Here is a 26,155-nt window from a genome sequence, read left to right on the forward strand (position 1 = left end):
TTATTCCATTAATGGCGTTCCTGAAAACAATAATCCAAAGGACCACGACGATGCGTGAACTCGGAATCGGCTTGATCGGCACAGGCTTCATGGGCCGCGCCCACGCGCTGGCGTTCAACAACGCTCGGGCGGTATTTGAACTGCCCGTGCAGCTCAAGCTGGCCGCCCTGGCCGATGCCGACACCGAACGCGCCCAGCGTTGCGCCAGCGCCTGGGGGTTTGCCCAGGCTCATGGCGACTGGCAAGCGTTGATCACTGACCCCAAGGTCGATGTCGTGGCTATCACCACCCCCAACCACTTGCATTACCCCATGGCCATGGCCGCGATTGCGGTGGGTAAAGCGGTGTATTGCGAGAAACCCCTGGCCGTCAGCCTTGAACAAGCCGACGCTATGCGCCGCGCCGCCCATACCGCCGGAGTGGTAACGCGGGTGGGTTACAACTACCAGCACAACCCGATGATCGTGTTGGCGCGGCAGATGATCGCCCAAGGCGAACTGGGCCAACTCATCAGCTTCCAGGGTGAGTTCAGCGAAGACTTCATGGCCGACCCGGCCTCCCCTTGGTCGTGGCGCTGCGAAGTGGAGCACGCTGGCGGCGCCCTGGCTGACCTGGGCAGCCATTTGCTGTCGATGGCCCGCTATCTGGTGGGCGAGGTCACTCATGTCTGTGCCGACACCCAGACCGTGCACGGCCAGCGCCCCGCCACTGCCGGCAGCCCAACCTCAAAAGCCATTGCCGTGGATGACCAGGTGCATGCCCTGTTGCGCTTCGCCAACGGCGCCCGTGGCACGGTGAGCAGCAGTTGGCTCAAGCACGGCTACAAAAACCATCTGAGTTTCGAGATCAGCGGCACCCAAGGCACGCTGGCGTTTGACCAGGAACGCTTGAATGAACTGCGCCTGTATCGCATCGGCCAGGACGGCTTCCAGCGCGTGCTGGCTGGCCCTGCCCTGCCCGGCTATGCGGCATTCAGCCCGGCGGCGGGGCATCAGTTGGGTTACAACGAATTGAAGACGTTGGAAGTGCACGAGTTGATCATGGCGCTGGCCGGCCAAGGGGCGCTGGGGACGGACTTTGAGGCGGCCTGGGAGGTGGAGCGGCTGGCGACGGCGATTCGAGTGGCCGCCCTTGAGGAACGCTGGGTGAAAGTGGGCACGGTTTAAAATGTGGGAGCGGGCTTGCTCGCGAATACGCTGTGTCAGTCGGCACATTCAGTGCCTGAACCGCCGCTTTCGCGAGCAAGCCCGCTCCCACATTTGGTCATCTGAACCATTCAATCAGCGCAAGGCCCGGCGCAGCACTTTGCCCACCGTGGTCTTGGGCAATTCCATGGTGCGGAACTCCACATATTTAGGCAGCTTGTACCCCGTCAAGTACTCTCGGCAGTGCGCAAGAATCTGCTCCTGTGTCAGGCTCGGGTCCTTGCGCACGACGATGATCTTGACTTTCTCCCCGGTCACCGCATCTTCCACACCAATGGCGGCCACTTCGGCGACCCCAGGGTGCATGGCCACCACGTCCTCGATTTCATTGGGGTACACGTTGAAGCCCGAGACCAGGATCATGTCCTTCTTGCGGTCCACCAGGCGGATATACCCGCGTGCGTCCATCACGCCGATATCCCCGGTAGACAGCCAGCCCTCGGCATCCAGCACCTCGGCGGTTTCCTTCGGCCGTTGCCAGTAGCCCTGCATCACTTGCGGGCCACGTACTTGCAACTCGCCCTGCTCGCCGATATTCGCCAGTTCGCCGTCTTCGCGTAAAAAGCGCACCCAGGTCGAGGGCAACGGCACGCCAATGCTGCCGGTGAATTCCATTTCGCGCATGCGCGAAATATCGATGGGGCTGATGCTCACCACGGGCGAGCACTCGGTCAGCCCGTAACCTTCGATGATCGGCAGCCCGGTTACTTCCTTCCAGCGCTTGGCCACCGCGGTGTGGGTGGCCATGCCGCCAGCAATCACCAGGCGCAGGTCGGAAAAGTCCCGTGCACAGAACTCCTTGTTTTCCAGCAAGCCATTGAACAGCGTGTTCACCCCGGCGATGCCATTGAAGCGTTCCTTGCGCAGGATCATCTGCACGCGCTTCACGTCCCGAGGGTTGGCGATGAGGATATTGCGCCCGCCCAGGCACATGAACATCAGGCAGTTCACCGTCAGGGAGAAGATGTGGTACAGCGGCAGCAAGGTCACGTTGGTTTCCTGCTTGTGCAGGTTTAACTGATCACCGACCCAGGCCTTGGCTTGCAGCAGGTTGGCGATGATATTGCGGTGGCTGAGCATCACGCCCTTGGCATCACCGGTGGTGCCGCCGGTGTATTGCAGGAAGGCCAGTTCATCGCGGTGCAGGCTGACCGGTAAATGGTGCATGGCCCTGCCCTGTTTGAGCACTTGGTTGAAACGCAGCGAGCCGGGCAGCCTGAAGGCTGGTACCTGCTTCTGCACGCTGCGCAGGATGAAGTTCATTGCCGCGCCCTTGAAGGTGCCCAGCAAGTCGCCAATGGCCGCGACCACCACACGCTTGACGCTGCTGCCGACCATGGCTTTTTCCAGGGTATGTGCGAAATTTTCGAAGATCACCACGGTTTCGGCGCCACTGTCCTTGAGCAGGTGCTTGAGCTCGTGGGCGGTATACAACGGGTTGACGTTGACCACCACCGCCCCGGCCAGGATCGTGCCCAGCAGGCAGATCGGGTACTGCAAGCAGTTGGGCATCATCAGGGCCACGCGATCGCCCTTCTTCACGCCCTGGTCCTGCAGCCAGGCGGCAAAGGCAATGCCCTGGGTGCGCCAATCGGCATAGGTCATTTCAGTACCGATGCTGACGTAGGCCACCCGCTCACGGAATTTTTCCAGGTGCTCAAGGAACACTTCGCGCAACGACGGGTAGTCCTCGATCCCGGCCTCTATATCCGCCGGCACGCCAGGCAGGTATGTGTTCAACCAGATGCGTTCGGTGTGTTCCAGGCTGATCGCGTTCATCGCAGTGTCCTTATTGTTGTTTTTGATAGCGCTACTTTTCGACGATGGCGGTGATGCCCAACCCACCCGCCGCGCAGATCGAGATCAGGCCGCGACCGCCACCGCGTTCATGGATAGCCTTGGCCAGCGCCGCCAGCTGCCGGCCACCGGTGGCCGCAAAGGGATGGCCGCAACCCAGTGAGCCGCCGTTGACGTTCATCTTGGCCCGGTCGATGGCGCCCAGGGGGGCGTCAAGGCCGAGTCGCTCGCGGCAATACTGCGGGTCTTCCCAGGCCTTGAGCGTGCACAGCACCTGGGCGGCGAACGCTTCGTGGATCTCGAAGAAATCGAAGTCGGCAAACCTCAAGCCTTCCCGCGCAAGCATGCGTGGCACGGCGTAAGCCGGCGCCATCAGCAGGCCCTCGGTGCCGTCGACAAAATTCACCGCAGCCGTTTCGCCCGTGCGCAAGTAGGCCAACACCGGCCAGCCATGGGCGGCTGCCCATTCTTCACTGGCCAGCAGCACCACCGAGGCGCCATCGGTCAGGGGCGTGGAGTTGCCGGCGGTGAGCGTGCCGTTCTGGCGGTCGAAGGCCGGCGACAAGCCGGCGAGCTTTTCCAGGCTGATATCGGCACGCAAGTTGTTGTCACGGGCCAAGCCGCGGTGGGGGCTGATCAGGTCGTCGAAGAAGCCACGTTTATAAGCCGCATCCAGGCGCTGGTGGCTGGTGAGGGTCAGCTCGTCCTGGGCCAGGCGCTTGATCTGCCAGCGCTTGGCCATTTCTTCGCAGTGCTCGCCCATGGACAGCCCGGTGCGCGGCTCGCCATTGCGCGGCAGCAATGGTTTGAACAGCATCGATGGGCGCACTTTCATCAAGGCCTTGAGCTTGTCGCCCAGGCTTTTGGCGCGATTGGCCGCGAGCAAGGTATGGCGCAAGGATTCGTTGATGCCAATGGGCGCGTCGGAAGTGGTATCGGCGCCACCGGCAATGCCCACCTCGATCTGGCCGAGGGCGATTTTATTCGCCACCAGCAGCGCGGCTTCCAGGCCCGTGCCACAGGCTTGTTGCACATCATAGGCAGGGGTTTGCGCAGACAACGTGGTGGACAACAGCGCCTCGCGCGCCAGGTTGAAATCCCGCGAGTGCTTGATCACCGCCCCGGCGGCAAACTCGCCCAGGCGTTGGCCGTGCAGGTTGTAGCGCTCCACCAACCCTTGCAGGGCGGCGACCAGCAGGTCCTGGTTACTGTCGTGGGCATACACCGTGTTGGAGCGCGCAAATGGAATACGGTTGCCGCCGATAATCGCCACGCGGCGGGTCGGGGCCGGGGTAAAACTGTAGTCACTCATTGCTGGCTCTCTTTCCAAATGAATAGCCCGCGCATATGGGGCCTGTCCCCGACAAAATTGCGCACTTCGAACTCGCGCCGTGGCCCGCTCGCCGGGTGGCGCCACAGGGCGACCTGGCCGGGCAGGAAGATCGGCAATTTGAAGTCGCAATGTGCCTCGGCCTGGTCCAGGCCACCGGGCGGCTGTTGCGCTGCCAATGCGCGGCCCAGGGTCCACATGCCATGGGCGATGGCGCGACGAAAGCCGAAGAGCCTGGCACCGATGACCGACGTGTGAATGGGATTGAAATCCCCCGAGACCTTGGCAAAGCGTCGCCCCAGGTCGGCGGGCAGTACCCAGCGCTGGGTGCGTAACAGACCGTCTTCCTGCAGTGGCAGAGGGTCATTCCAGGGTTCACCCACCGGATTGCTGACGTCACGGCGCAAATACAGGCTATCGCTTTCCCACACCAGGGTTTCCTGGCTGTAGGCACGGGTAGCAATGCTCAACGCCTGCCCTTTGGGATGGGCCACCCAGCGCTCGCAATACACCTCCAGGCGCAACGCCTGGCCCTCGTGCAAGCGCTGGTGCTGACGAATACGATTGGCCAGGTGCACCATGCCACTGGCCGGGTACGGAAAGCTTGGCCGAGTCAGCAGCATGAGGTGCAGTGGGAGCGCCAGCACATGGGGATAGGACAATGGCACGCCCTGCTCGCGACGAAAACCACACGCCCGTGAGTAAGCGGCGATACCGGCCGACGAAAGCTCCACCGCGCTGCGCACCAGGCGTGCGGTGGGCAATGGCGGCGCACCGTCGGGCTTGGGTTTGCGCAAGGCGCGCAGGCCGTCGAGCAACAACTGCGTGCGCGACGGCGGTGGGTCGATGATCTGTGTCACGTAGTCCATCGGTCAGGCTCCCAACAGGCTTTGGCCGCACACCCGCACCACCTGGCCATTGACGCCGCCCGACGCCGGATGCGCCAGCCAGGCGATGGTCTCGGCCACGTCGATGGGTTGCCCGCCCTGGGACAACGAATTCATGCGCCGCCCCGCTTCGCGGATCATCAGCGGGATCTTCGCGGTCATCTGGGTCTCGATAAAGCCGGGTGCCACCGCGTTCACCGTGACCTGCCGGGCTGCCGCACGCGGCGCCAGGCCCTGTACCAGGCCGATCACCCCGGCCTTGGACGTCGCGTAGTTGCTCTGCCCCAGGTTGCCGGCGATACCGGAAATCGACGACACGCACACAATGCGCCCACCAGGGTTCAAACCCTGACTGTCGAGCAAAGCCTCACTGAGCTGCCACGGCGCTTCGAGATTGACCGCCAGGACACTGCGCCAGGCGGCCTCGGTCATTTTGGCGATGGTCTTGTCGCGGGTGATGCCGGCGTTGTGCACCACCACATCAAAGGCGCCGTATTGGCTGACGTGGGTTTGCAACAGTGAGGCGGTGTCGGCGGCGGTGATATCCAGGGGCAACGCCGAACCGCTCACGCTGGTCGCCGCCTGCTGCAAGGCTTCCTGGGCCTGGGGCACGTCCACACACACCACATGGGCACCGTCGCGCGCCAGCACCTGGGCAATCGCCAGGCCGATGCCACGGGAGGCGCCGGTGACCAGGGCACGTTTGCCGGCAAAGGGTTTGTCCCAGTTGATGGCGGCGTGGCCATCGACCGGTTTTTCCAGGCGCACCACCTGCCCCGAGACATAGGCGGAGCGGCGCGACAGGAAAAACCCCAGGCTGCTGTCCAGCGCGTCTTCCTCGCCCGGCGCCACGTACAGCAGTTGCACGGTAATCGCGCGGCGCAGTTCCTTGGCCAGCGACCGCACCAAGCCTTCAAGGGCGCGTTGGGCGATGGCCTGGGGCAAGTCGTCGCAATGCTCGGGTGCCGTGCCGAGTATCACCACCCGGCCATGCTGGCCGAGGCGCTTGGCGTTGCTGTGAAAGAACAGGTAGAGCTCATCCAGCTGCTGCAGGTCGGTCACGCCGCTGGCGTCGAACACCGCGCCTTGCACCTTGACCGTGGACGGTGCCTTGAGCGTCGCCGGGGTCGCGGCGACGGTGTCGGTGGCGCTGAACACGCGCTGCACCGAGGCCACCAGGCGCCCTGCCCCGGCGATGATCACAGGATTAGCCAGGCCGGCTTGGCCGCTGCGATGCCGTTGCAGGGGCAAGGGTTGCGGCAAGCCGACCGCCTGGGCCAGACGCCGGCCCCAGGGGGAATTGACGAACGAAAGGTAGCTGTCACTCATAGAGGTTCCACTCACAACACAATGGCTGTCTTGTAAACCCGATCGAATGGGGGAGCTGGCTTGCCTGCGATGCCGACGACTCGGTGTATCAGTCAAACCGAGGTGATGCCATCGCAGGCAAGCCAGCTCCCACAGGTGGACCGGGGTTCTCTTAATTGACCGGAGCGCTGCGCCGTTTGGCCACCGGCTCGAGCGCCTGCTTACGCTGCTGCAGGGCCTCCAGCAAACCAAAGTCCTGGGGAAAGTCGTCCACCTGGATACCGTGGTCGGCGTATTCCACATAGCGCGCCAGCAAGGCGTCTTCGTCGTCGCTGATCAAATCCAGCGCCCGCGCCTTCACGCGCCAGTCGGTGAAGGCCGTGGCAGAGATCGGCAGCGGACCGAGCAGACCTTGCTTGATGGCGGGCTTGAGCCGCGCCTCGATCAGCTCCACTTGGGGCAGCAAACGGAAACCCAATTCGCCGTAGGCCAGCTTGTCGACTTCCGGACGGGGAATGTAGGAGTTGGCCAGCAAACGGTCGCGGGTTTCGCCAGGGGTCTGCACCACCTCCGCCACCTGCGCCAACAGGCGATCCGACGGTTTGCGCTGCGGGATGCCAAACGGAAAACTCAACGCCCGCACCACTGCTGCTGCGGGCTTTGAAGGGTAGTTGTCGAGCACTTCGGCCAAGGCTTCGTGGGCGCGCAACAAGGCGTCCTGGGCCGCCCAGTGCACCAGCGGCAAGTCCGCCTGGGGCCTGCCGTCATCCTCGAAGCGCTTGAGCACGCAAGACAAGATGTACAACTGCGACAAAATATCCCCCAGGCGCCCGGTAATACTTTCCTTGCGCTTGAGGGCACCGCCCAGCACGCCCATGGAAATATCCGAGATCAGCGCCAGCACCACCGACAGCCGATTGGCCTGGCGGTAGTAGGCAGCCAGCGCCGAGTCGGTCTTGGCCGGGGCCGCAATCAGGCGTCCGCCGGTTAGGGCATGCACCGCTGCGCGTACAGTGTTGGCCACGACAAAACTCACATGGCCAAACATTGCGCTGTCGAAGTCTTCCAGGGCCTTGCGCCGGTCGGGGTTGCGCGCCGCTTCCATCTCGCGGAACACGTAGGGATGGCAACGAATCAAGCCCTGGCCAAAGATGATCAGGCAGCGGGTCATGATGTTCGCACCTTCCACCGTAATGGCGATGGGGCTTTGCTGGTAGGCACGGGCGAGGAAGTTATTGGGGCCCATGCAGATGCCTTTGCCGGCGACGATGTCCATGCCGTCGTTGACGATGATGCGCGCCCGCTCGGTGACGTGGTACTTGGCAATGGCCGAGATCACCGACGGTTTCTCGCCGGCGTCCAGGGATGCCACCGACACCTTGCGCACCGCATCACAGGCATACAGATGCCCGGCCATGCGCGCCAGCGGCGCCTGTACACCTTCGAACTTGCCGATGGGCAGGCCGAATTGCTTGCGCATCGCCGCATAGGCTGTGGTACCGCGCACCGCCACTTTACCCAGGCCGACGTTGGCCGATGGCAGGGAAATCGCCCGGCCTGCCGCCAGGCATTCCATCAACATGCGCCAGCCGTTGCCGATTTGTTCGCGACCACCGATCACCCACTCCAAGGGAATGAACACATCCTTGCCGGTAGTAGGACCGTTCTGGAAAACCGCATTCAACGGCCAGTGACGCCGGCCGCTGTTTACCCCTGGATGGGAGGTGGGGATCAACGCACAGGTAATGCCCAGGGAACCTGGCGCGCCAAGCAAGCCCTGCGGGTCTTCGGCGCGGAACGCCAGGCCCAGCACCGTGGCAATCGGGCCGAGGGTGATGTAGCGCTTGTCCCAGGTCACTTTGAAACCCAGTACTTCCTCGCCCTCATGCATGCCTTTGCAGACGATGCCCAGGTCAGGGATCGCGCCGGCATCGGAGCCGGCATACGGGCTGGTCAGGGCGAAACACGGAATATCGTCACCGCGTGCCAGGCGCGGCAGGTAGTAGTTGCGCTGAGCGTCGGTGCCGTAATGCAGCAGCAGCTCGGCCGGCCCCAGGGAGTTAGGCACCATCACCGAAATAGCTGCCGCCGAGCAACGTGTCGACAGCTTCATCACCACTTGAGAATGGGCGTAGTGGGAGAAGCCTTTGCCGCCGTACTGCTTGGGAATGATCATGCCGAGGAACCCGGCCTCCTTGGTGTACTGCCAGCCCTCGGGGGACATGTCCTGCCAGACTTGCGTGGTTTCCCAGTCGTTGGCGATGTCGCACAGGGTTTCGACTTCGTTGTCGAGGAAAGCTTGCTCCTCGGCGCTCAGGCTGGCCGGCGCGGCTTGCAGCAGGCGCTGCCAGTCGGGTTTGCCGCTGAACAGCTCGGCATCCCACCACACCGTGCCGGACTCGATGGCCGCACGCTCGGTATCGGACATTGCCGGCATGATCGTACGAAACAGGCCCAAGGCCTTGGTAGTCAGCAACTTGCGGCGCAGGGGTTTGATTGCCAGCACCAAGGCGGGCACCACCACCAATACCGCCGCCAGGGTAATGCCCGGCACGGCCACCGCGTTGAACAGATAACCCGCCGCTAACCAGACCAGGCCAGCGCCCAGCCAGAGGGTGGCGGCGGCTTGTCGATACGCCAGGGCAATCGCGGCGGCGAGACCCACCAATAACCAGATAAGCATGGGGATACCTCTACTTGATTCAGGGCGTAAAACCACACTACAAACTTCAAATCATAAATTCAAATAATGTTTTGAAATTTTTATTTAGTGTGTTGACGAAAAAAATCAGGCTGAACGACTCAGCCTTGTGGAATAAGAAACCAGAACAGCCTAAACAGCCCCGGCAGGGTCTCCAGGTGCACTGGGAACCCTGCTCGACAACTGCTCCACGTGCCCTTTAGAACTTGTAGGTAGCCGACAGACTGACCACATCACCTGACGATTCGGCTTTGCCGTCCAGTTGGGCGGCTCCGAGACGATCAACGTTCTTGGTCTTCAGATTGACCTTCTGGACGAATTGGTGCGAATACGCGGCATCCACTGACAGACCAGGCACAGCCTTGATGTCATAACCGGCACCAAACGCCAAGAAATAGCGGTCGCCGTCGGGGATCCGGGGGTCACGCGTGGAGTTACGGGTAGGTGTCTGGTCGTAAGCTACACCGGCACGCAGGGTAAGTTCGTCAGTGGCTTTATAGTCGCCACCGATCGAGGTCATCCAGGCGTTCTTGTAGTTGTACGGGATGGCAACAATAGTCGAGCCTTGCGACTTGAGTGTCAGGTCTTTGAACGAAGACCATTCAGTCCACTGGGCGCTGACACCTAATGTCCAGCGATCATTGAACTGGTGGACCCAGTCAATCGCCGCAGTAGCCGGAATATCCAACTGAGTGCTGGCATGCGCCCCGTCCGGGAAAAGCTTCAGCCCCGGATACGCCATTTCAACCAATGTTTCGCCGTTCGGTCCAATAGGATTGGTCATCGCGTTGCGACCGATAGCATCCGTATAGACATTGTATTTGCCGGTCATCTTGTTTTTGATTTTGGCGTGATAGTTCAAGCCCAGTGTGTCTTGCGCCGTCGGCTTCCATACCACACCGCCAAACCAACCGACCGAGATATTATCGACTTTCACACGCATCAACGAATGCCCTACACCGGTCGGAAAGCCGGTCCCGCCGAGTCCGGGAGAGACGTCCGCCGCTGCCAGCAAGTCGACGTTCTGGCTGACAAATCCCTGGCTGCGCTGGACGATGGCGCCACCGCCGACCGAAAACTGGTCATTGACCTTGAACGACAGTGAGCCTGTCAGGCCAACGGTCTCAATTTTGGTGTCGACTGCAAAATCCCGCAGCTTGGAGTCTTCGTTCCAAGTTGTTCTCATGCCCTGGGGGACCACCTGGCTCAAGCCAAACGCAAAGCGGTCGCCGATTGGGATCACCAGGAAACCGGTTGGCAGCCACGCGGTAAAGCCACCTTGCCCCCCGTTATTGTTATTGAGCGTCGGATCGCCCATGCTGCCCTGATCATCCAATACCGGCGTATTGGTCACAGGATTACCGTTGTGGTCAAAAGCCTGACCCGAATATTTGATCTTGACCCGGGCATAATCGACAGTCTGCTGCGCGATAGTTGAATCGATGAACGCCATGGCCGCCGGGTTGTTGTACGCGGCACTGGGGTCGTTCTTGAACAATGAACCGCCGCCAAACGCACGGCCCCAGCCAGGCGCACCGTAGGTTGGCGTGGAGAAGCCGCCCGCCTGCACATGTCCCGTGGTCATCAAACCTCCCAACAGCGCCAACCCCAGTAACGTGTGAGCGTGTTGTTTCTTATTATTCATGCGCTGCTCCTTATTATTATTTCGCCCGGCCCCTGCCGGTGGGTCGTGTGGCCGCAGGCACACCGTAAGTACCCTGCCCAACCGATGCCTCGCATGAGGCATCGGCCTTTCACGGGTGATCAGCCCTCTGGAGTCACATGCTTACGGGTTAACCGTCAGCGTCGGGGCAACAACATTCAGCGATACGACGGTGCAGTTGCCGGTCAGCGACTGATTGGTGGCCGAAAGTGTTTTGGTACCAGGAGTCCACGCCACGGCAATGGTGGTAGGGCCGCAGTTAGTGGCCGGAATCGAGGAGATTTTGTAGCCTACGTTGGTCACGGTGCCGGTGGTGCCCGTCGCTGCGGTAAGAACCCAAGGCAGGTTAGTCAGCGTGGGCAGTGCGCACAGGCCGCCGCCGGTCAAGGACGCACCGTTGATAGAAGCCACGCCACCGCTAACGTTGCCGGTAAAGGTAATGCCGCAAGTCACTGCCGCACCGAAGGATGAGGGCGACTTCACCACGATGGTACCGGCATTAGTCGAGAACGGACCGTCTGGAGAAACGGACGCCGCGCTCGCCATGGAGGCGGCACCAAAGCACAGAGCAAACGAAGTTGCACAAACGAGGGTTTTCAAGCTTTTCATTGTTTTTCCTCACATGTTATGGCGATTCATTTCGCCAGGGGTAATGGCCATGATCGAGAGGTCACGGTGAAACTGCAGAACTTCCCTTTCCAGCCAAATTTCAATGCATTTACCGCTACAACTGTCGGAACGTGTTATTCGACAACTTTGAAGTTGGGCGGCATCTTGATCGACACCGTCTTGATCTTGCAGTCTTCGCCAATCGCAACATCGGCGGCTTCCAACTTGCCGGTGGCGTTATCCCAAGTACCGTCGGCCGTCGACGGCCCACACTTGCCACCCAGGCCAAAGGCATGCACGTCTACGCTGATCTTCGACATGGAGCCGCTTTTTGTATCTTTGGCGATTAACACCCAAGGCAAGTTGATGGCTTCGACACGGCTGCACTTGAGGCCACCGTCGAACTCGACTTTGTCGACATTCACCGATGAACCATCGGCTGCAACCTTGCCGGCTACCTTGATGGTGCAGTCGGCACTGATGAGCTTGCCTTTGGAAAAGCTGATAGGTCCTTGGGCAGTGAAGGCACTGCCAGCAGGTTCGATACGCGCAGCCTGAGCCTGGTGGTAAGCAATCAAACCCATGGCCGCCAACAGGATGTGGGCGGTGAACTTGGCAGAACTTTGCATGGTGTACGTCCTTCCCTTGAAATTATTGTTGTAGGGTCAAACCAGGTTCTTGCACTCAAAACGCCGGGCGACAAGGACCTGCGCGATACACAGATCCCGAGTACACCCTGAAGGCTTACTTCATCTCAAAACGGCTTGGCACTACCGCTGTACTTCTCCAGATACTTCAAACGCTTTGACGGCTGAAGATTGGTCAGGTTGATATCGCCGGCATAGTGATTCAGTACACGATGGTCCATGCGACGCCGCCACAAGTACGGCACATAAGCCCAGACAATCATGCTGGCGTAGCCATAGGGAAGTTGCGGTGACTCATCAAAATGACGCAGCGACTGATAACTGCGCGTGGGGTTGGCATGGTGATCGGAGTGCCGTTGCAACTGGAACAGAAAGATATTGGTGACAATCCGATTACTGTTCCACGAGTGACGCGGCGAGCAGCGTTCATAACGACCATTGGGCAACTTCTGACGCTTGAGGCCGTAATGCTCGACATAGTTCACCACTTCCAGCAACGAGAACCCGTAGATGCCCTGGATAATCAGGAACGGAATTACCGCCGCCCCCAGCCAGGCAATCATTGCGCCCCACAACACCACGCTATACATCCAGGCGCTGAGCACCGCGTTCTTCCAGTGCAGGGCCGGCAGGCCGAGTTTGCGCAGGCGTTCGCGCTCCAGGTTCCAGGCCGACACAGCGCTGAACCACACCGAACGCGGCAGGAATGCCCAGAAACTTTCACCCAGGCGCGAGCTGGCCGGGTCTTCCGGCGTGGCGACCCGCACGTGATGGCCACGGTTATGTTCGGTGTAAAAGTGGCCATAGAAGGTCGGCGCCAGGGTGACCTTGGCCAGGAACACTTCCAAGGGCTTGGGTTTGTGCCCCAGCTCATGGGCGGTGTTGATGGCAATGCCGGTGGCGGCCCCGGTGGACATGGCCATGCCCACATACGTCAACCAGCTGACTGCACCGTGAAGTTCAGTGCGTGCGGTGATGAACGCGGCGGTCCTGGCCAGCCAGTTCGAGGGTTCCAGGGTGGCCGTGGCCCGCAACAGGCCGCCGTTGATGATCCAGTCGATACCGCCCGCAGCGAGCCAACCGGTGATCACCACCGAGGCAATCACAAACAGCACGCCGGTGTAGACGATCCAGCGGTAGTAGCGTTGGGATTCAAGGTGGCTGACCGCAGATTCGGGCGGGTTGCTGACGTCTTCGCCGAGCAGGCCGTCAATCAGCGGGATCAAGCCGAAGATCACCAGCACGCCCACCCACCACAGTTGTTGCACGCCTGTGGTGATGGCAAGGGCGCCGGAGAGCAAGGGCGTCGCCAGCGGCATAATGCCCAGCCACCACAGGTGGCGTTTGCCGTCGGCCCACACGGTCGCAGCTGCCAGAGTCTGGTTCATGGCAGCCTCCGCACACATTCGGTAGGCAATGCGGCAGCGGTGCGCTGACTGCTGCGAGAAATCATGCATGCGATAAAAGGCGTTTTTTTCATTATTTTATTCGCTCTTAGGCATTTCAAAAATAATTTCAAATTACACATTGAAATAATTTTTTTAAATAAATAGCGCGGAATCGTTAGGTCGTCAACTAGTTTCTCCAGCCCTTTTTTCCGTGACCGAGCAGTCTCTTTTCAGCCATCTGGTCAGGTGCTCAGGGGCAGGCGTCAACGCCAGGCGCCGCAGTCAGGTGGCACTGTTACTGGCTCGCCAGGGCGACAGGTGGGTTTAACGGCCGGACGCTCTCGCCGGGTCGAGCCCGCTTGGCCACCTGCTCCACCAGCGCCGCCACGCGCTCGGTGGCGGTGATCGGCAACATATGCCCACGGCCTTCGATCACTTGCATTTTCAGCCCTGGCACCTTGCTGGCCAGGGCCTGGCCGTGTTTCTGGAAGTCGAGCACCTTGTCCTGCGCGCCGTAGATCAGGCCGATGGGCAGGGTCAATCGGGAGTAGCGCTTGACCATCTCCGGCAGGTGGTCGTTGACCCGGTTGATCTCGGTGGACGCGGCGTAGAAATTGTCGGGGCGCATGCCCAGCAAACCGCCGCCACGGGTGGCAAAGTCCGGCGGCGCAGGATCGGGGGCAAATACGCCCTTCACCACCGAGTCTTTGGTCAGCAGGCCGATGGGCAGGGTCAAGGTGTGCGCCACCCAGCGCCGCAGCCAGGCCGGGCGCACGGCCAGAGACAGAAACACCAGCGGCAGCATGCGTTGGGGGTGAGTCAAGGGCGCAACCAGCACCAACCCGGACACCGCATGAGGATGGTCGAGGGCCAGCGCCAGGGCAATCGCTCCGCCCAGGGAGTGCCCCAGTATCAGCGGTTTGCCCAGATCCAGCGCCTTGATGAAGGCCGCGATTTGTCGCGCCTGGGCCGGCAAGTCTGCCGGCGTGCCGCTGTGCCGGGTGGAATAGCCTGAGCCCGGCCGGTCGAGGCTGATGACCCGAAAATGCTCACGCAACTGGCCGGACAAGGCATAGGTCAGGTTGCGACTGCTGCCCATCAGCCCGTGAATCATCACCAGCGGCGGGCCCTTGCCCTCTTCGACATAATGAAAGCGCTCGCCATCCACCTCGACGAAACGCCCGTTGATCGGCACGGTCGCTTCAATGCGCCGCGTCATCCAGGCACTCAAGCCCCATAACGCCGCACTGGCGCCCGCCAGCACACCCGCAGCGACAACCCATTCGACAGCCATAGCTCGGTCCTCTGCTTCCCTGCTGCTGGCGACCCGACCGGAATTGATCTGGCCCCAGCCATCGTCCACACCCTGGACCTAGACTTCATGCATACCACGTTCGTCCGTCGGACAAATCGCTCATGCGCAACAAGGCCCTAGCGTAGGCGAATTTTTCAGGTAGATTATTTAAAATCTTTTTTAAAATAATTAATTCAATTTTCCTTTGCAATGGTGTTCTATCTAAAAGACAAAACAAAAACAGGAGCACATCCGATGCCCAAGCGCTTTATTGACGAGGCAGCCCTATGAATGCCCCCAGTGACTCAATCGACATCGCCATCATTGGCTCCGGGTTCGCGGGCCTGTGCATGGCGATCAAACTCAAGGAAGCCGGGCTCACCGACTTCTTTATCGCCGAACAGGCCCAGACCCTCGGCGGTACATGGCGCGACAACCACTACCCAGGTTGCGCCTGCGACGTGCAGTCCCATGTGTATTCGTTTTCCTTTGCGCCCAACCCGAACTGGACGCGACAGTTCGCGGCGCAACCCGAGATCCGTGCCTATCTGGAAGACTGCGCCAGGCACTTCGAGCTGGCGCCCTACCTGCGCTTTGGCATGGGCCTGCAACGGGCGCTGTTTGATGAACAACAGCAGCGCTGGCAACTGACCTTCACTAACGGCCGCCACGTCAGCGCACGGGTGCTGGTGTCGGGAATGGGGGGCTTGTCGCGCCCGGCAATGCCAGATATCCCAGGGCTGGACAGTTTCAAGGGCAAGCGCTTCCACTCCCAGCAGTGGGATCACGAGTACTCCTTGAAGGGCAAGCGCGTGGCGGTAATCGGCACCGGTGCCAGCGCCATCCAGTTCGTGCCGCAGATCGCCCCGCAGGTGGCGCACCTGGACCTGTTCCAGCGCACACCGCCGTGGATCATGCCCAAGCCTGATCGGCCGATTTCCGCTGCCGAGCGCTGGTTGTTCAAGCATGTACCGCTCACCCAGAAGCTGGTGCGTGCTGCGCTTTACTGGGCACTGGAAGGCCGCGTGGTGGGCTTTGCCCTGCATCCACGCCTGATGAAAATGGTGCAGAAAATCGCCCTGCGTCACCTGCGCAAACAGGTGGCCCGCCCTTCCCTGCGCAAAACACTGACGCCGGACTACACCATCGGCTGCAAGCGCGTGCTGATTTCCAACGATTACTACCCGGCACTCTCGCGCAGCAATGTCGAGGTGGTCACCGACAACGTGCTGCGCATCGAAGCCGACGGCGTGATCACCGCCGACGGTATCAAGCACCCCGCCGATTGCCTGATCTTCGGCACGGGTTTCCAGGCCAGCGACCCGTTGCCCCGTGGCTGCATCATCGGCCGTGACGGCATCGACCTGATGGATGCCTGGCGCGATGGCGCCCATGCCTACAAAGGCACCACCGTGCCGGGCTACCCGAACCTGTTTCTGATCGTGGGCCCCAACACCGGCCTGGGGCATAACTCGATGATCCTGATGATCGAGGCTCAGGTCGCGTACATTCTCGACGCCCTGAAACACATGCAGCGCCAGCGCCTTACCACGGTAGAGGTCAAGCCCGCCGTGGAGCACGCCTACAACCAGCAGTTGCAGGACAAGCTCAAGCGCACCATCTGGAACACCGGCGGCTGCCAGAGCTGGTACCTCGACCCGCGCACCGGCAAGAACACCACGCTGTGGCCCGGCTCGACCTGGCACTTCAAGCAGGTCACCCGGCATTTTGCCCTCAAAGACTACAGCGTCAGCCAGGCGCCGGCGCCCGCCCTGCCGCGAGCGGTTGCAACGCCCCACTCCACCACAGAAGGCAGCCTGTCATGAAGTCATTCAACGGCCGCGTTGCGGCGATCACCGGCGCGGCTTCCGGCATGGGCCGCTCATTGGCCCTGGCCCTGGCGCGGGAAGGGTGTCACTTGGCGCTGGCAGACAAAAACAGCCAGGGCCTGGAACAGACCCTGGCGCTGATCCGCACCTCGACCTTGTCGCCCGTCACTGTCACCACCCAAGTGCTGGACGTGTCCGACCGCCAGGCCATGCACGATTGGGCAGCACGCTGCGTGGCCGAGCACGGCAAGGTCAACCTGGTCTTCAATAATGCCGGGGTGGCGCTGTCGAGCACCGTCGAAGGCGTGGATTACGCCGACCTGGAATGGATCGTCGGCATCAACTTCTGGGGAGTGGTGCATGGCACCAAGGCATTCCTGCCGTACCTCAAGGCCAGCGGCGACGGGCATATCATCAATACGTCCAGCGTGTTCGGCCTGTTCGCCCAGCCCGGCATGAGCGGCTACAACGCTACAAAGTTCGCGGTACGCGGCTTCACCGAAGCTTTGCGCCAGGAACTCGACCTGCAACGCTGCGGCGTGTCGGCCACCTGTGTGCACCCCGGTGGCATTCGTACCGACATCTGCCGCAGCAGCCGCATCGACGCGAACATGACCGGCTTTCTCATCCACAGCGAGCAACAAGCCCGCGCCGATTTCGAAAAACTCTTCATCACCGACGCCGACCAGGCCGCCAAAGTGATCCTGCAAGGCGTACGCAAAAACAAGCGTCGCGTGCTGATTGGCCGCGATGCCTATTTCTTCGACCTGCTCGCCCGTTGCCTGCCGGCGGCCTATCAGGCCCTGGTGGTGTTTGCCAGCAAGCGCATGGCGCCCAAGCCGCGCACGCCCGTGTTTGAAACCAACGACGAGCCTCGACTCTGAACAGGAGCACGCACCATGCTGCCGATCCGTCGCGATATCCGTTTTGCCTTGCCTGCCGAGCGCATCAAGAACTGGCACGAACAAGGGCCTGTGGTCAGCCATTTCTTCAATGCCCTGTCGCTGCTGTTTCCCCAGGGCGAGCTGTTCTTCATGGACAGCGTGCGCCACTACCGTGGGCAGATCGACGATGCCGAACTGAAAAAAGAGATCCAGGGGTTTATCGGCCAGGAGGCCATGCACAGCCGTGAACACGTGGCGTATAACGACTTGCTGCAAGCGGCCGGCCTGCCGGCGCACACCCTTGACCGACGCTTGAAGTTCTTCCTCGACCTGCAGAAAAAACACCTGCCGGCGTCGTTCAACCTGGCGGTGACCATCGCCCTGGAACACTACACCGCCATGCTCGCGGAAATCCTGCTGAGCGACCCTTCGCGCTTTGGCGACTCACTCAAGGGTTACCAGCAGATGTGGTACTGGCACGCCCTGGAAGAAACCGAACACAAAGCCGTGGCGTTCGATGTGTGGAACAGGGTGATCAAGCCAGGGCCTGCACGTTACCTGCTGCGCACCGGCACCATGCTGACCACCAGCGTGCTGTTCTGGGTGGTGGTGCTGGATTTTCACGTGCGCCTGTTGATCGCCGACCGCACTTCGGGCGGCACGCTGAAGGGCTTGTGGCGCATGGTGAAGTTCTTGTATGGGCCCAAGGGTGTGTTTCCACGGATGTGCCGGCCGTGGCTGCATTACTTCAAGCCGGGCTTTCATCCCTGGGATCATGACAACCGGGCACGATTGGCGGGCATTGACCGGTTGGTCGAAGAGATAGAGCGCACGCGCCGCAGCTACGACGCTTATCAAACTGACGCCTCCTGACCTAAATGCGGGAGCGGGCTTGCTCGCGAAAGCGGTGGGTCAGTCATATTGATGTCGACTGACACGCCGCCTTCGCGAGCAAGCCCGCTCCCACAGGGGGATCGCGTTAAGGCAGTGAGGGTTACGCCAGGCTCTTGCTGACCACCTCAAACACATCGCTGGACAGTTCACCCGCACCCAGGATGCGCTCCAGCTCCGCTTTCATCAGCGCCTGCCGTGCGCTGTCGTATTTACGCCAGCGTGTCAGCGGCGCCAGTTGGCGCGAGGCGATCTGCGGGTTCAAGGTATTGAGCTGGATTACCAGGTCGGCCAGGAAGCGGTAGCCCGAGCCATCCGCCGCATGGAAGTTGATCAGGTTCTGCCCGGCAAATGCGCCCACCAGTGCGCGCACCTTGTTGGGGTTCTTGATGGTGAACGCCGGGTGCTCCATCAACGCCTTGACCCGCGCCAGCCCGCCCGGCAAGGTGCTGCCGGCCTGTACGCTGAACCATTGGTCCATGACCAGCGGGTTGTCCTTGAAGTTTTCGGCAAACACCGCCAAGGCCTGGGCTTTCTCTGCTTCAAACGGCGAGTTCACCAACACCGCCAACGCCGTCAGGCGTTCGGTCATGTTATCGCTGGTGTCGAACTGATCCAGGGTGGCCGCCAACACTTCTGGCTTGCCGCTGAGCATCAGGTACGACAGCGCGATGTTCTGCAGCGCACGCCGGGCGAAGTGCTCGGCTTCTGCCACGTAAGGCGTTTGCTTGGACAGCTCGCGGTTGGCCTGGTAGCGCAGCCACAAGCCTTCGAACAGGTTGTCGGCCAGTTGCTTGCGGGCAAACTCGCGGGCAGCGTGGATAGCGTCCACATCCGCCACCTCGCTGATTTCCGTGAGGTAGGCTTCGCTCGGCAACGAGAGCATTTCGGCGACCATGGCCTGGTCCAGGCTTTCATCACTCAACACCGTGCGCAGCGCGTCGATCAAGCGTTGATCAAGCTTCAGCGGCTGGCCCGCCTGATGCTGGCCGATCAGCTCCTGCAACACCTGCACGGCCAACTGCTGGCCGGCATCCCAGCGGTTGAAACCGTCGCTGTCGTGCTGCATCAGGAACATCAGTTGATCGCGGCTGTAGGGGAAGCTGAGCTTCACCGGCGCCGAGAAACCACGCAGCAACGAAGGCAAGGGTTTTTCAGCGATGTCGACGAAGGTAAAGGTCTGTTCCGCTTCGGTTACCGAAATTACCCGCGAAGTGTCGCCCGCCGTCGCTTCACCGGCCAGGCGCAAGGCAATGCCGGCGCCCTGCCCGTCCAGCAAGCCCAGCGCCACCGGGATCACGAAGGGCAACTTCTCGACCTTATCCGGAGTGGGTGGGCAGCTCTGGCGGAAGGTCAGGCTGTAGGTCTTGGCCGCCGCATCGTAGGCCTCGCTTACCGCCAGGCGCGGGGTACCTGCCTGGCTGTACCAGCGCTTGAACTGGCTGAGGTCGGCGCCGTTGGCGTCTTCCATGGCCTTGATGAAGTCATCGCAGGTCACGGCCTGGCCGTCATGGCGTTCGAAATACAGGTCGCTGCCTTTGCGAAAGCCCTCGGCACCGAGCAAGGTGTGGATCATGCCGACCACTTCCGAGCCCTTTTCATACACGGTCAGGGTGTAGAAGTTGGAGATCTCGATAAAGCTGTCCGGGCGCACGGCGTGGGCCATGGGGCCGGCATCTTCAGCGAACTGGTGGGTACGCAGGTACGCCACGTCCTGGATGCGTTTGACTGTGGCCGAGTTCATGTCGGCAGAGAAGCCCGAGTCACGGAACACGGTGAAGCCTTCCTTGAGCGACAGTTGGAACCAGTCGCGGCAGGTCACGCGGTTGCCCGACCAGTTATGGAAGTATTCGTGGGCAACGATGGCTTCGACGCGCTGGTGAGCGGCGTCTGTAGCGGTTTCGGCGCGGGCCAGCACGGCGCTGGAGTTGAAGATGTTAAGGCCCTTGTTCTCCATGGCGCCCATGTTGAAGTCGTTGACCGCGACGATCATGAAGATGTCCAGGTCGTACTCGCGGCCGTAGGTCTCTTCGTCCCAGCGCATGGATTTTTTCAGGCTGGTCATGGCGTGCTGGCACTTGTCGATATTTTCCGGCTCGACGTAGATGCGTAGCGCGACTTCGCGGTTGGTCATGGTGGTGAAGCTGTCTTCAACGCACCACAGGTCACCGGCCACCAAGGCAAACAGGTAGGCCGGTTTCTTGAACGGGTCTTCCCAGGTCGCCCAGTGCCGGCCGTCTTCACCGGGGCCGCTGGCGATCGGGTTGCCGTTGGACAACAGCACCGGATAGCTGTGCTGCTCGGCGATCACCGTGGTGGTGAACACGCTCATCACGTCCGGGCGGTCGAGGTAATAGGTGATCTTGCGGAAACCTTCGGCCTCGCACTGGGTGCAGAACATACCGCTGGATTTGTACAAGCCTTCCAGGGCGGTGTTGGTTTCTGGGTGGATCTTGACGGTGGTGTCGAGGGTGAAGGTCTCACTGTTGGGCTGCACGGTCAGGTGGCTGTCGGTCAGCTGGTAGTCAGCGTCCGTCAACGGCTGGTCGGCCAGGTTGACACTCAACAGCTCAAGTTGCTGGCCATCGAGCACCAATGGCGGCAAACCGGCGCCGCGCTCGGGGTTGCGGCGCATCACCAGCTGCGCGTGGACCAGGCTGTGGTCCTCGAACAACTCGAAGGTCAGGTGCGTCTCGTCGATCAGGTAGTCCGGCGCCTGATAGTCCTTAAGGTAAATCATCTTCGGTTGTTCGGTGCGCATGCTGGGGATCCTTCTACTGATGCACGGCGAGCTGATAGGCCGTGTATTTACGAATGTTGATGACGCCGGTGTCGAAGATCAGGTATTGGCCCTTGATCCCCAGCAGCGTGCCTTCGGCAATCGGGTTCTTGTCCAGGTTGAAGCTGACGATCTTGGTCGGATACTGCTCGACCGGGTAGCGGATTTCAATCGGCTCGATGTCGGCAATGGTTTGGATGGCTTGCAGGCCAAAGCGTTCCTGCAAACCCAGCAAGCCCTCGGCGCAAGAGGCGAACAGCTCATCACGCACCTGCTTGAGGTCCACCGCTTGCGCGTCGCCCTTGAGCAAGGCGCGCCAGTTGGTCTTGTCGGCCACCTGGCTGCGGAACAGGTCTTCGACGAAGCCCGATTGCTGACGTGTCGCCACGCGCATGATCGGCAGCGCCTGGCTGGCGCCCTGGTCCAGCCAACGGGTGGGCAACTGCGTAGCACGCGTAATGCCGACCTTGATGCCCGACGAGTTGGCCAGGTACACCACGTGGTCGGTCATGCAGAATGTCTCGCCCCAGCCCGGATCGCGGCAGGTACCGGCGTCGTAATGGCAACGCTCGGGGCTCATGATGCACAGGTCACACTGGGCCAGCTTGGTCATGCAGGGGTAGCAGTAGCCCTGGCTGAAGCTGGTCTTGGTCTTGCGCCCGCAATGGCTGCAATGAATCGCGCCCAGGTATTCCAGGCGGATATGGGTACCGATCAGCGGATTGACCGGCACCTCGGTGCTTCCTAAGCGAAAGGCGTATTGAACGGTCGGCTCACCGAGCTGCGCCGACATTTTGCTGACTGCACCGCGACCAATTTCAATCAATGGATCGCATCCGACTTGAACAGGATATTCGGTACTGGCGCGGATTTGGACGCGCACTCCTGCGGGCCCATATAGCCGGTGCGCTGCTCTTCGGGCAGGTTCTGGATCTCCCAGGCGATCATCGCTTGCAACGACAATTCGCGCTGCTCGGCGGTGAGCTTGCGGCCATCGGACCATTTGCCGATCTCTACCGCGAGCTTGAGGCTCTCGTAGATGTCCGGGGTGATGTTTTCGATCATTTCAGCAAAAGAGGACATAAGGCTCTTCCTTATCAAAGAGACGCTTTGCGACGGTTGTACAAACCGCCGAGCAAACCCGTCAAGCAACCGATGACCAACCCGCCCACATGGGCCGCGTTGGCGATTTCGCCGAAACCGATCATCGAGACCAGCCCCGACAGGCAGAGCAACAACCACACCAGCATCATCACCAGCACCCCACGGGGCAGGCGATAGGCCGGGTTGGGCGACAATAATTGAAAGATCCAGCAGTGCCCGAGCAGGCCGTACAACACGCCAGACAAGCCGCCAAACAAGCCGGGGCCACCGTAGGCGTATTGCGCGTAGTTGGAGACCAGGCTGAACAACAGGGTCAGGCCCAGCAGGTTGATGCTGCCCTGGCGCGCTTCAATGCGCCGACCCAGCTCCCAGTACCACATGCCGTTCATCGCCAGATGCAGGATGCCGAAGTGGATCAGCATCGGCGTGACCAAGCGCCACCACTGCCCCGAGGCCAGGGTGTCGGCCAACGGCGTGAACTGGATGTACTCGCCCAGCACCCGGAATGGCAGGAAGGTCAGCCAGGCCATGGTTTGCAGGTTAGCGCCGAGCAACGTCACGGCCGCGACGATAAGGCTGGCCAGCAAAACCAGCGCGGTGACCGGGCTATGGCGCACTTGCTGGACAAAGCCCGGCCGCGCAACCGGCGCCTGCTCGGGAATATCCAGTTGCTGGTCCGGGTCGCCAGCGGGGAAACGTTGATACAGCACGCGCACGTCGTCGCTGATGGCCTCGGGCACCCACAGCACCTGTTCACCGGCCTCCTCGCTGACGCGGTGCGGCACCTGCATGCGGTGCAGCAACTTGACGAAACCACCCAGGTCGACGCTCAGGGGCAAGCGCAATACAGCTACGGTACTCATGGAATGGCCTCTGGTCGCTCAACGTCGACCCATACGAATTTACGCGGATCCAGCTGGGTTTCCTGGTCCAGTCGATACGCCACCAGCTTGCCGTACAGCACCGCGCTGTAGTCCAGGCAGGCCAGGTTCGGGCGGATCGGCGCGGGTTTGCCGCTGCGCCAGTAGTGGCCGACGAACAACAGCGGTTCATCGACGCCATAGCGCAGCAAAGAATTCTTTTGTGTGGACGACAACGGCGTGCGTGCCACCGGCTCCGGCAAGGCGTCGGGCTGGAACACGATGTCGCCGTAGGTCTTGGGGTCGTCTTCCCAGAACTTGGTGCGAAAGAACGAACGCGTCAGGCCATCGCCACCGGTCAGGGTGAGCCCATCGGGCAGGCGCATATCGGTGCCGCGCAACAGGCGGTCGAATGCATTGCAGGCGAAACTGCCCGGTACGGCGGCGGCTTGCAGGAAGTGCGGGTCGATGCAGCCATCCGGGAAGGTCGCGCGCAGCGGCTGGATAAAACTGTCGTCCCAGCACGCGTGCACCACGCGGAAACGCCCGGCATCGACAAACAGCGGCATGTCGTAGAACCAGCCGAGGAAGTCGTGCCAATCAGCCGGGTGGTGTTCGAACTGGGTCAGGGTCTCTTGGATCAAGCGGGCGTGGCGCGGGTTGTGCTCACGCACAAACTGCTTGCCGCTGCCCGGCGGGGCCGGCGTGGTCCAGCCCAGCGCATTGAACTCGTGGTTGCCCATGATGCACAGCGCCTGGCCGGCCTCGGTCATATCGTGGACGATATGCAGCGCCTCACGGATGCGCGGGCCACGGTCGATGATATCGCCCAGGAACACCGCCATGCGTGACGGATGGCGCCAAGTGCCGCCCTGCTTGTGGTAACCCAATTGGTCGAGCAAGTGCTCAAGGGTATGAGCGCAACCGTGCACGTCACCAATCAGGTCGTAGCTACGCGCGGGATCGAGCATCAGTCGCCTCCACCTCCCAAGCGGCTGCCCCAGCCCAACTTGGTGCGGCACACTTCGTAGTAGTTGTGATCCAGCGGGTGGATCAAGCGCAACTTCTGTGCCTTCTTGCTCACGGTGATGGTGTCACCGGGGGCGCAGGTGAAATGGTTCTGCCCGTCGCAGGAGACTTGCGGGTAGATTTGCATGTCTTTGGACACCACGATTTTCAGCTCACTGTTGCCATCGACCACAATTGGCCGACTGGACAACATATGGGGGTACATCGGCACGATCACAATGGCATCGAGCTTGGGGTGCATGATCGGGCCGCCGGCCGACAGCGCGTAGGCGGTAGAACCGGTGGGTGTGGCGACGATCAGGCCGTCGGCCTTCTGGCTGCAGACGAACTGGCCGTCGATATACAGCTCGAACTCGATCATGCGCGTGGATTTGCCGGGGTGCAGCACCACGTCGTTAAGGGCATCGCCCTGGCCGATCGCCTCGCCATGGCGGCGCACTTCGGCCTGCAGTAGGAAGCGGTTCTCCACCAGGTAATGGCCGTCGAGCACCTTGGCCACTTCGACTTCCAGCTCATCGGGGCGGATGTCGGTGAGGAACCCCAGGCTGCCGCGGTTGATCCCCAGCACCGGCACGTTATGCCGCGCCAGCGCCCGGGCAGCGCCGAGCAGGCTGCCATCGCCACCGACCACGATGACCATGTCGCACACCTCGCCGAGCATCTTGCGCGACGAGGTTTGCAGGCCGTGGCCAGGGAGGATTTCAGCGATGGTGTCTTCGAGGATCACATGCAGGTGGCGCTCGAGCAGAAACTTCTTCAGCCGGCGGACGGTGTCCAACACCTGGGTACTGCCCAGGCGACCGATAATGCCGATATTGCGAAATTGCTCCATGGGGCTCCTGCGGGATCTGGGGTGAGGCAAAAAGAGCGATTATGGGCGAAAGGCCGTCTCAGGCAAAATCCTTTGTCGCCGCCACGCCTTGATGACAATGGTTCTCAGGCACCTTCTGCGCGCTGAAAAGGCTATGCTCGGACCATGACGCCATTCCCCGACTTGCACACCCTGCCCCGCCAACTGCGCCACCCCGAGGTGCGCGACCTGGCGTGGGTGATGCTCGCACCACCGATGCTGGCGCAGACGCCTTGGCCGCAGCGCCATCCGCTGGCGGGCAGTGACTGGGTGCAAGCCCCTCACCAACTCGAAGCCTGGCTGCGCCAGCTGGACCAGGACAGCAGCGCGTTGCAGCAGTGGTTGAGCCTGGCACGTACCCGGCGCCTGGGCCTGTACTACGAGCGCTTGTGGCAATTTGCGGTGCAGCATGCGCCGGGCGTGGAGTTGCTGGCCGCCAACCTGCCGATCCGCCGTGCCGGGCACACGCTGGGCGAGTTGGACATGCTGCTGCGCGACCGCGAGGGGGTGCACCACCTGGAACTGGCGATCAAACTCTACCTGGGCCCGCAGGACGGCAACGGCCAGGACGCTACGCAATGGCTGGGGCCTGGCTGCCATGATCGGCTGGACCGCAAGCTGGCACACCTGGCCGAGCATCAATTGCCAATCTCTGCGCGGGCAGAAAGCCGCGAGGCCTTGGCGGCGCTGGATATCCAAGCGTTCGATGCGCATTTGTGGCTCGGCGGCTATCTGCTCTACCCCTGGCCCGGCGCGGCGCACTCCCCCCTCGGCGCACACCCGCAGCATCTGCGTGGGCGCTGGTTGCATCAGCGCGACTGGACAGACTTTGTCAGCACCCGCCCAGAGGGCCGTTGGCAACCCCTGCCCCGCCATGCCTGGCTGGCGCCCGCGCATTACCCGGCCGATGAAGTGTGGAGTGAAGTGCAGATGAAAGGCTGGCTGGCAGACCTGGACCCGATGGCCCCGGCGCAGTTGCTGGTGCGCATGGTGCCGAACGGTGAGGAGTGGGAAGAAGCAGAGCGGTTGTTTCTGGTGGCCGATCTTTGGCCGAATGTACCGGGGACAGGCTGATAGGTGTGCGGTGTAATTGAGGGCCT

21 protein-coding genes are annotated in these 26,155 nt (G+C 61.5%); 5 read left to right on the forward strand and 16 right to left on the reverse strand.

Translation table 11 applies throughout. The features are described from left to right. Positions 1 to 50 precede the first annotated feature (50 nt). Positions 51 to 1,166, forward strand: a complete 1,116-nt coding sequence (locus tag RHM69_RS06380) for a Gfo/Idh/MocA family protein (protein ID WP_200600405.1) — start codon at positions 51 to 53, stop codon at positions 1,164 to 1,166. Positions 1,167 to 1,280: 114 nt separating this feature from the next. On the opposite strand, the gene RHM69_RS06385 is transcribed toward RHM69_RS06380, so the two are convergent. The 10 genes from RHM69_RS06385 to RHM69_RS06430 form a co-directional block, all read right to left on the reverse strand. Next, positions 1,281 to 2,984 carry an AMP-binding protein gene (locus RHM69_RS06385; protein WP_032903188.1) on the reverse strand — a complete coding sequence of 568 codons (1,704 nt, stop codon included), beginning with the start codon at positions 2,982 to 2,984 and terminating at the stop codon, positions 1,281 to 1,283. A gap of 31 nt (positions 2,985 to 3,015) precedes the next feature. Then, positions 3,016 to 4,314 carry an acetyl-CoA C-acetyltransferase gene (locus RHM69_RS06390; RefSeq protein ID WP_038450000.1) on the reverse strand — a complete coding sequence of 433 codons (1,299 nt, stop codon included), beginning with the start codon at positions 4,312 to 4,314 and terminating at the stop codon, positions 3,016 to 3,018. Continuing rightward, the gene (locus RHM69_RS06395) at positions 4,311 to 5,201 is read right to left on the reverse strand and encodes a MaoC/PaaZ C-terminal domain-containing protein (protein WP_200600407.1); all 891 of its coding nucleotides are present in this window, start codon (positions 5,199 to 5,201) and stop codon (positions 4,311 to 4,313) included. The genes RHM69_RS06390 and RHM69_RS06395 overlap by 4 nt, the downstream gene beginning before the upstream one ends. Before the next feature lie 3 nt (positions 5,202 to 5,204). After that, the gene (locus tag RHM69_RS06400; protein ID WP_200600409.1) at positions 5,205 to 6,548 is read right to left on the reverse strand and encodes a 3-oxoacyl-ACP reductase; all 1,344 of its coding nucleotides are present in this window, start codon (positions 6,546 to 6,548) and stop codon (positions 5,205 to 5,207) included. Between the two features lie 151 nt (positions 6,549 to 6,699). Further along, positions 6,700 to 9,210 carry an acyl-CoA dehydrogenase gene (locus RHM69_RS06405; RefSeq protein WP_137270549.1) on the reverse strand — a complete coding sequence of 837 codons (2,511 nt, stop codon included), beginning with the start codon at positions 9,208 to 9,210 and terminating at the stop codon, positions 6,700 to 6,702. A gap of 217 nt (positions 9,211 to 9,427) precedes the next feature. Beyond that, positions 9,428 to 10,873 (reverse strand): outer membrane protein transport protein, encoded by a 1,446-nt coding sequence (locus RHM69_RS06410; protein ID WP_014718294.1) that lies wholly within the window; start codon positions 10,871 to 10,873, stop codon positions 9,428 to 9,430. A gap of 141 nt (positions 10,874 to 11,014) precedes the next feature. Further along, positions 11,015 to 11,500 carry an alkane oxidation protein activator PraB gene (gene praB / locus RHM69_RS06415; RefSeq protein ID WP_014718293.1) on the reverse strand — a complete coding sequence of 162 codons (486 nt, stop codon included), beginning with the start codon at positions 11,498 to 11,500 and terminating at the stop codon, positions 11,015 to 11,017. 134 nt (positions 11,501 to 11,634) lie between these two features. After that, on the reverse strand, positions 11,635 to 12,129 hold the full coding sequence (gene praA, locus RHM69_RS06420) for an alkane oxidation protein activator PraA (protein ID WP_014718292.1): 495 nt from the start codon (positions 12,127 to 12,129) through the stop codon (positions 11,635 to 11,637). A 125-nt stretch (positions 12,130 to 12,254) separates the two neighbouring features. Next, the gene (locus RHM69_RS06425) at positions 12,255 to 13,535 is read right to left on the reverse strand and encodes an alkane 1-monooxygenase (RefSeq protein ID WP_014718291.1); all 1,281 of its coding nucleotides are present in this window, start codon (positions 13,533 to 13,535) and stop codon (positions 12,255 to 12,257) included. Positions 13,536 to 13,830: 295 nt separating this feature from the next. Further along, positions 13,831 to 14,829: an alpha/beta fold hydrolase gene (locus tag RHM69_RS06430; protein WP_014718290.1), complete on the reverse strand. Its 999-nt coding sequence runs from the start codon at positions 14,827 to 14,829 to the stop codon at positions 13,831 to 13,833. Positions 14,830 to 15,116: 287 nt separating this feature from the next. On the opposite strand from RHM69_RS06430, the gene RHM69_RS06435 reads away from it, so the two are divergent. Genes RHM69_RS06435 through RHM69_RS06445 form a run of 3 tightly spaced genes read left to right on the forward strand, consistent with a single transcriptional unit; the run spans position 15,117 to position 18,415 of the window. Then, entirely contained in the window at positions 15,117 to 16,655 is a 1,539-nt protein-coding gene (locus RHM69_RS06435) for a flavin-containing monooxygenase (RefSeq protein ID WP_073452337.1), read from the forward strand. Then, positions 16,652 to 17,542, forward strand: a complete 891-nt coding sequence (locus RHM69_RS06440; protein WP_073452335.1) for an SDR family NAD(P)-dependent oxidoreductase — start codon at positions 16,652 to 16,654, stop codon at positions 17,540 to 17,542. Before RHM69_RS06435 ends, RHM69_RS06440 begins: the two co-directional genes overlap by 4 nt. Before the next feature lie 15 nt (positions 17,543 to 17,557). Next, complete coding sequence (locus tag RHM69_RS06445) at positions 17,558 to 18,415, forward strand: metal-dependent hydrolase (RefSeq protein WP_073452332.1); 858 nt, start codon at positions 17,558 to 17,560, stop codon at positions 18,413 to 18,415. Positions 18,416 to 18,536: 121 nt separating this feature from the next. On the opposite strand, the gene pepN is transcribed toward RHM69_RS06445, so the two are convergent. From pepN to RHM69_RS06475, 6 genes are read right to left on the reverse strand one after another with little or no spacing between them, the layout of a single operon-like run. Next, complete coding sequence (gene pepN / locus RHM69_RS06450) at positions 18,537 to 21,194, reverse strand: aminopeptidase N (protein WP_073452330.1); 2,658 nt, start codon at positions 21,192 to 21,194, stop codon at positions 18,537 to 18,539. A gap of 13 nt (positions 21,195 to 21,207) precedes the next feature. Continuing rightward, positions 21,208 to 22,038: a DUF2797 domain-containing protein gene (locus tag RHM69_RS06455; protein WP_014718285.1), complete on the reverse strand. Its 831-nt coding sequence runs from the start codon at positions 22,036 to 22,038 to the stop codon at positions 21,208 to 21,210. Next, positions 22,035 to 22,295, reverse strand: coding sequence for a YeaC family protein (locus RHM69_RS06460; RefSeq protein ID WP_003190750.1), 261 nt, complete (start codon positions 22,293 to 22,295; stop codon positions 22,035 to 22,037). The genes RHM69_RS06455 and RHM69_RS06460 overlap by 4 nt, the downstream gene beginning before the upstream one ends. A 14-nt stretch (positions 22,296 to 22,309) precedes the next feature. Then, the gene (locus RHM69_RS06465; RefSeq protein ID WP_072434500.1) at positions 22,310 to 23,179 is read right to left on the reverse strand and encodes a rhomboid family intramembrane serine protease; all 870 of its coding nucleotides are present in this window, start codon (positions 23,177 to 23,179) and stop codon (positions 22,310 to 22,312) included. Next, entirely contained in the window at positions 23,176 to 24,150 is a 975-nt protein-coding gene (locus tag RHM69_RS06470; protein ID WP_162471688.1) for a metallophosphoesterase, read from the reverse strand. The genes RHM69_RS06465 and RHM69_RS06470 overlap by 4 nt, the downstream gene beginning before the upstream one ends. Next, positions 24,147 to 25,037, reverse strand: coding sequence for an NAD(+) kinase (locus RHM69_RS06475; protein WP_003217892.1), 891 nt, complete (start codon positions 25,035 to 25,037; stop codon positions 24,147 to 24,149). Before RHM69_RS06475 ends, RHM69_RS06470 begins: the two co-directional genes overlap by 4 nt. Positions 25,038 to 25,181: 144 nt before the next feature. Here RHM69_RS06475 and RHM69_RS06480 point away from each other — a divergent pair, with 144 nt between their 5' ends. Continuing rightward, positions 25,182 to 26,129 carry a DUF1853 family protein gene (locus RHM69_RS06480; RefSeq protein WP_073452327.1) on the forward strand — a complete coding sequence of 316 codons (948 nt, stop codon included), beginning with the start codon at positions 25,182 to 25,184 and terminating at the stop codon, positions 26,127 to 26,129. Positions 26,130 to 26,155 lie beyond the last annotated feature (26 nt).

Source organism: Pseudomonas sp. CCI1.1 (assembly GCF_034348165.1).
GTDB classification, from domain to species: domain Bacteria; phylum Pseudomonadota; class Gammaproteobacteria; order Pseudomonadales; family Pseudomonadaceae; genus Aquipseudomonas; species Aquipseudomonas paracarnis.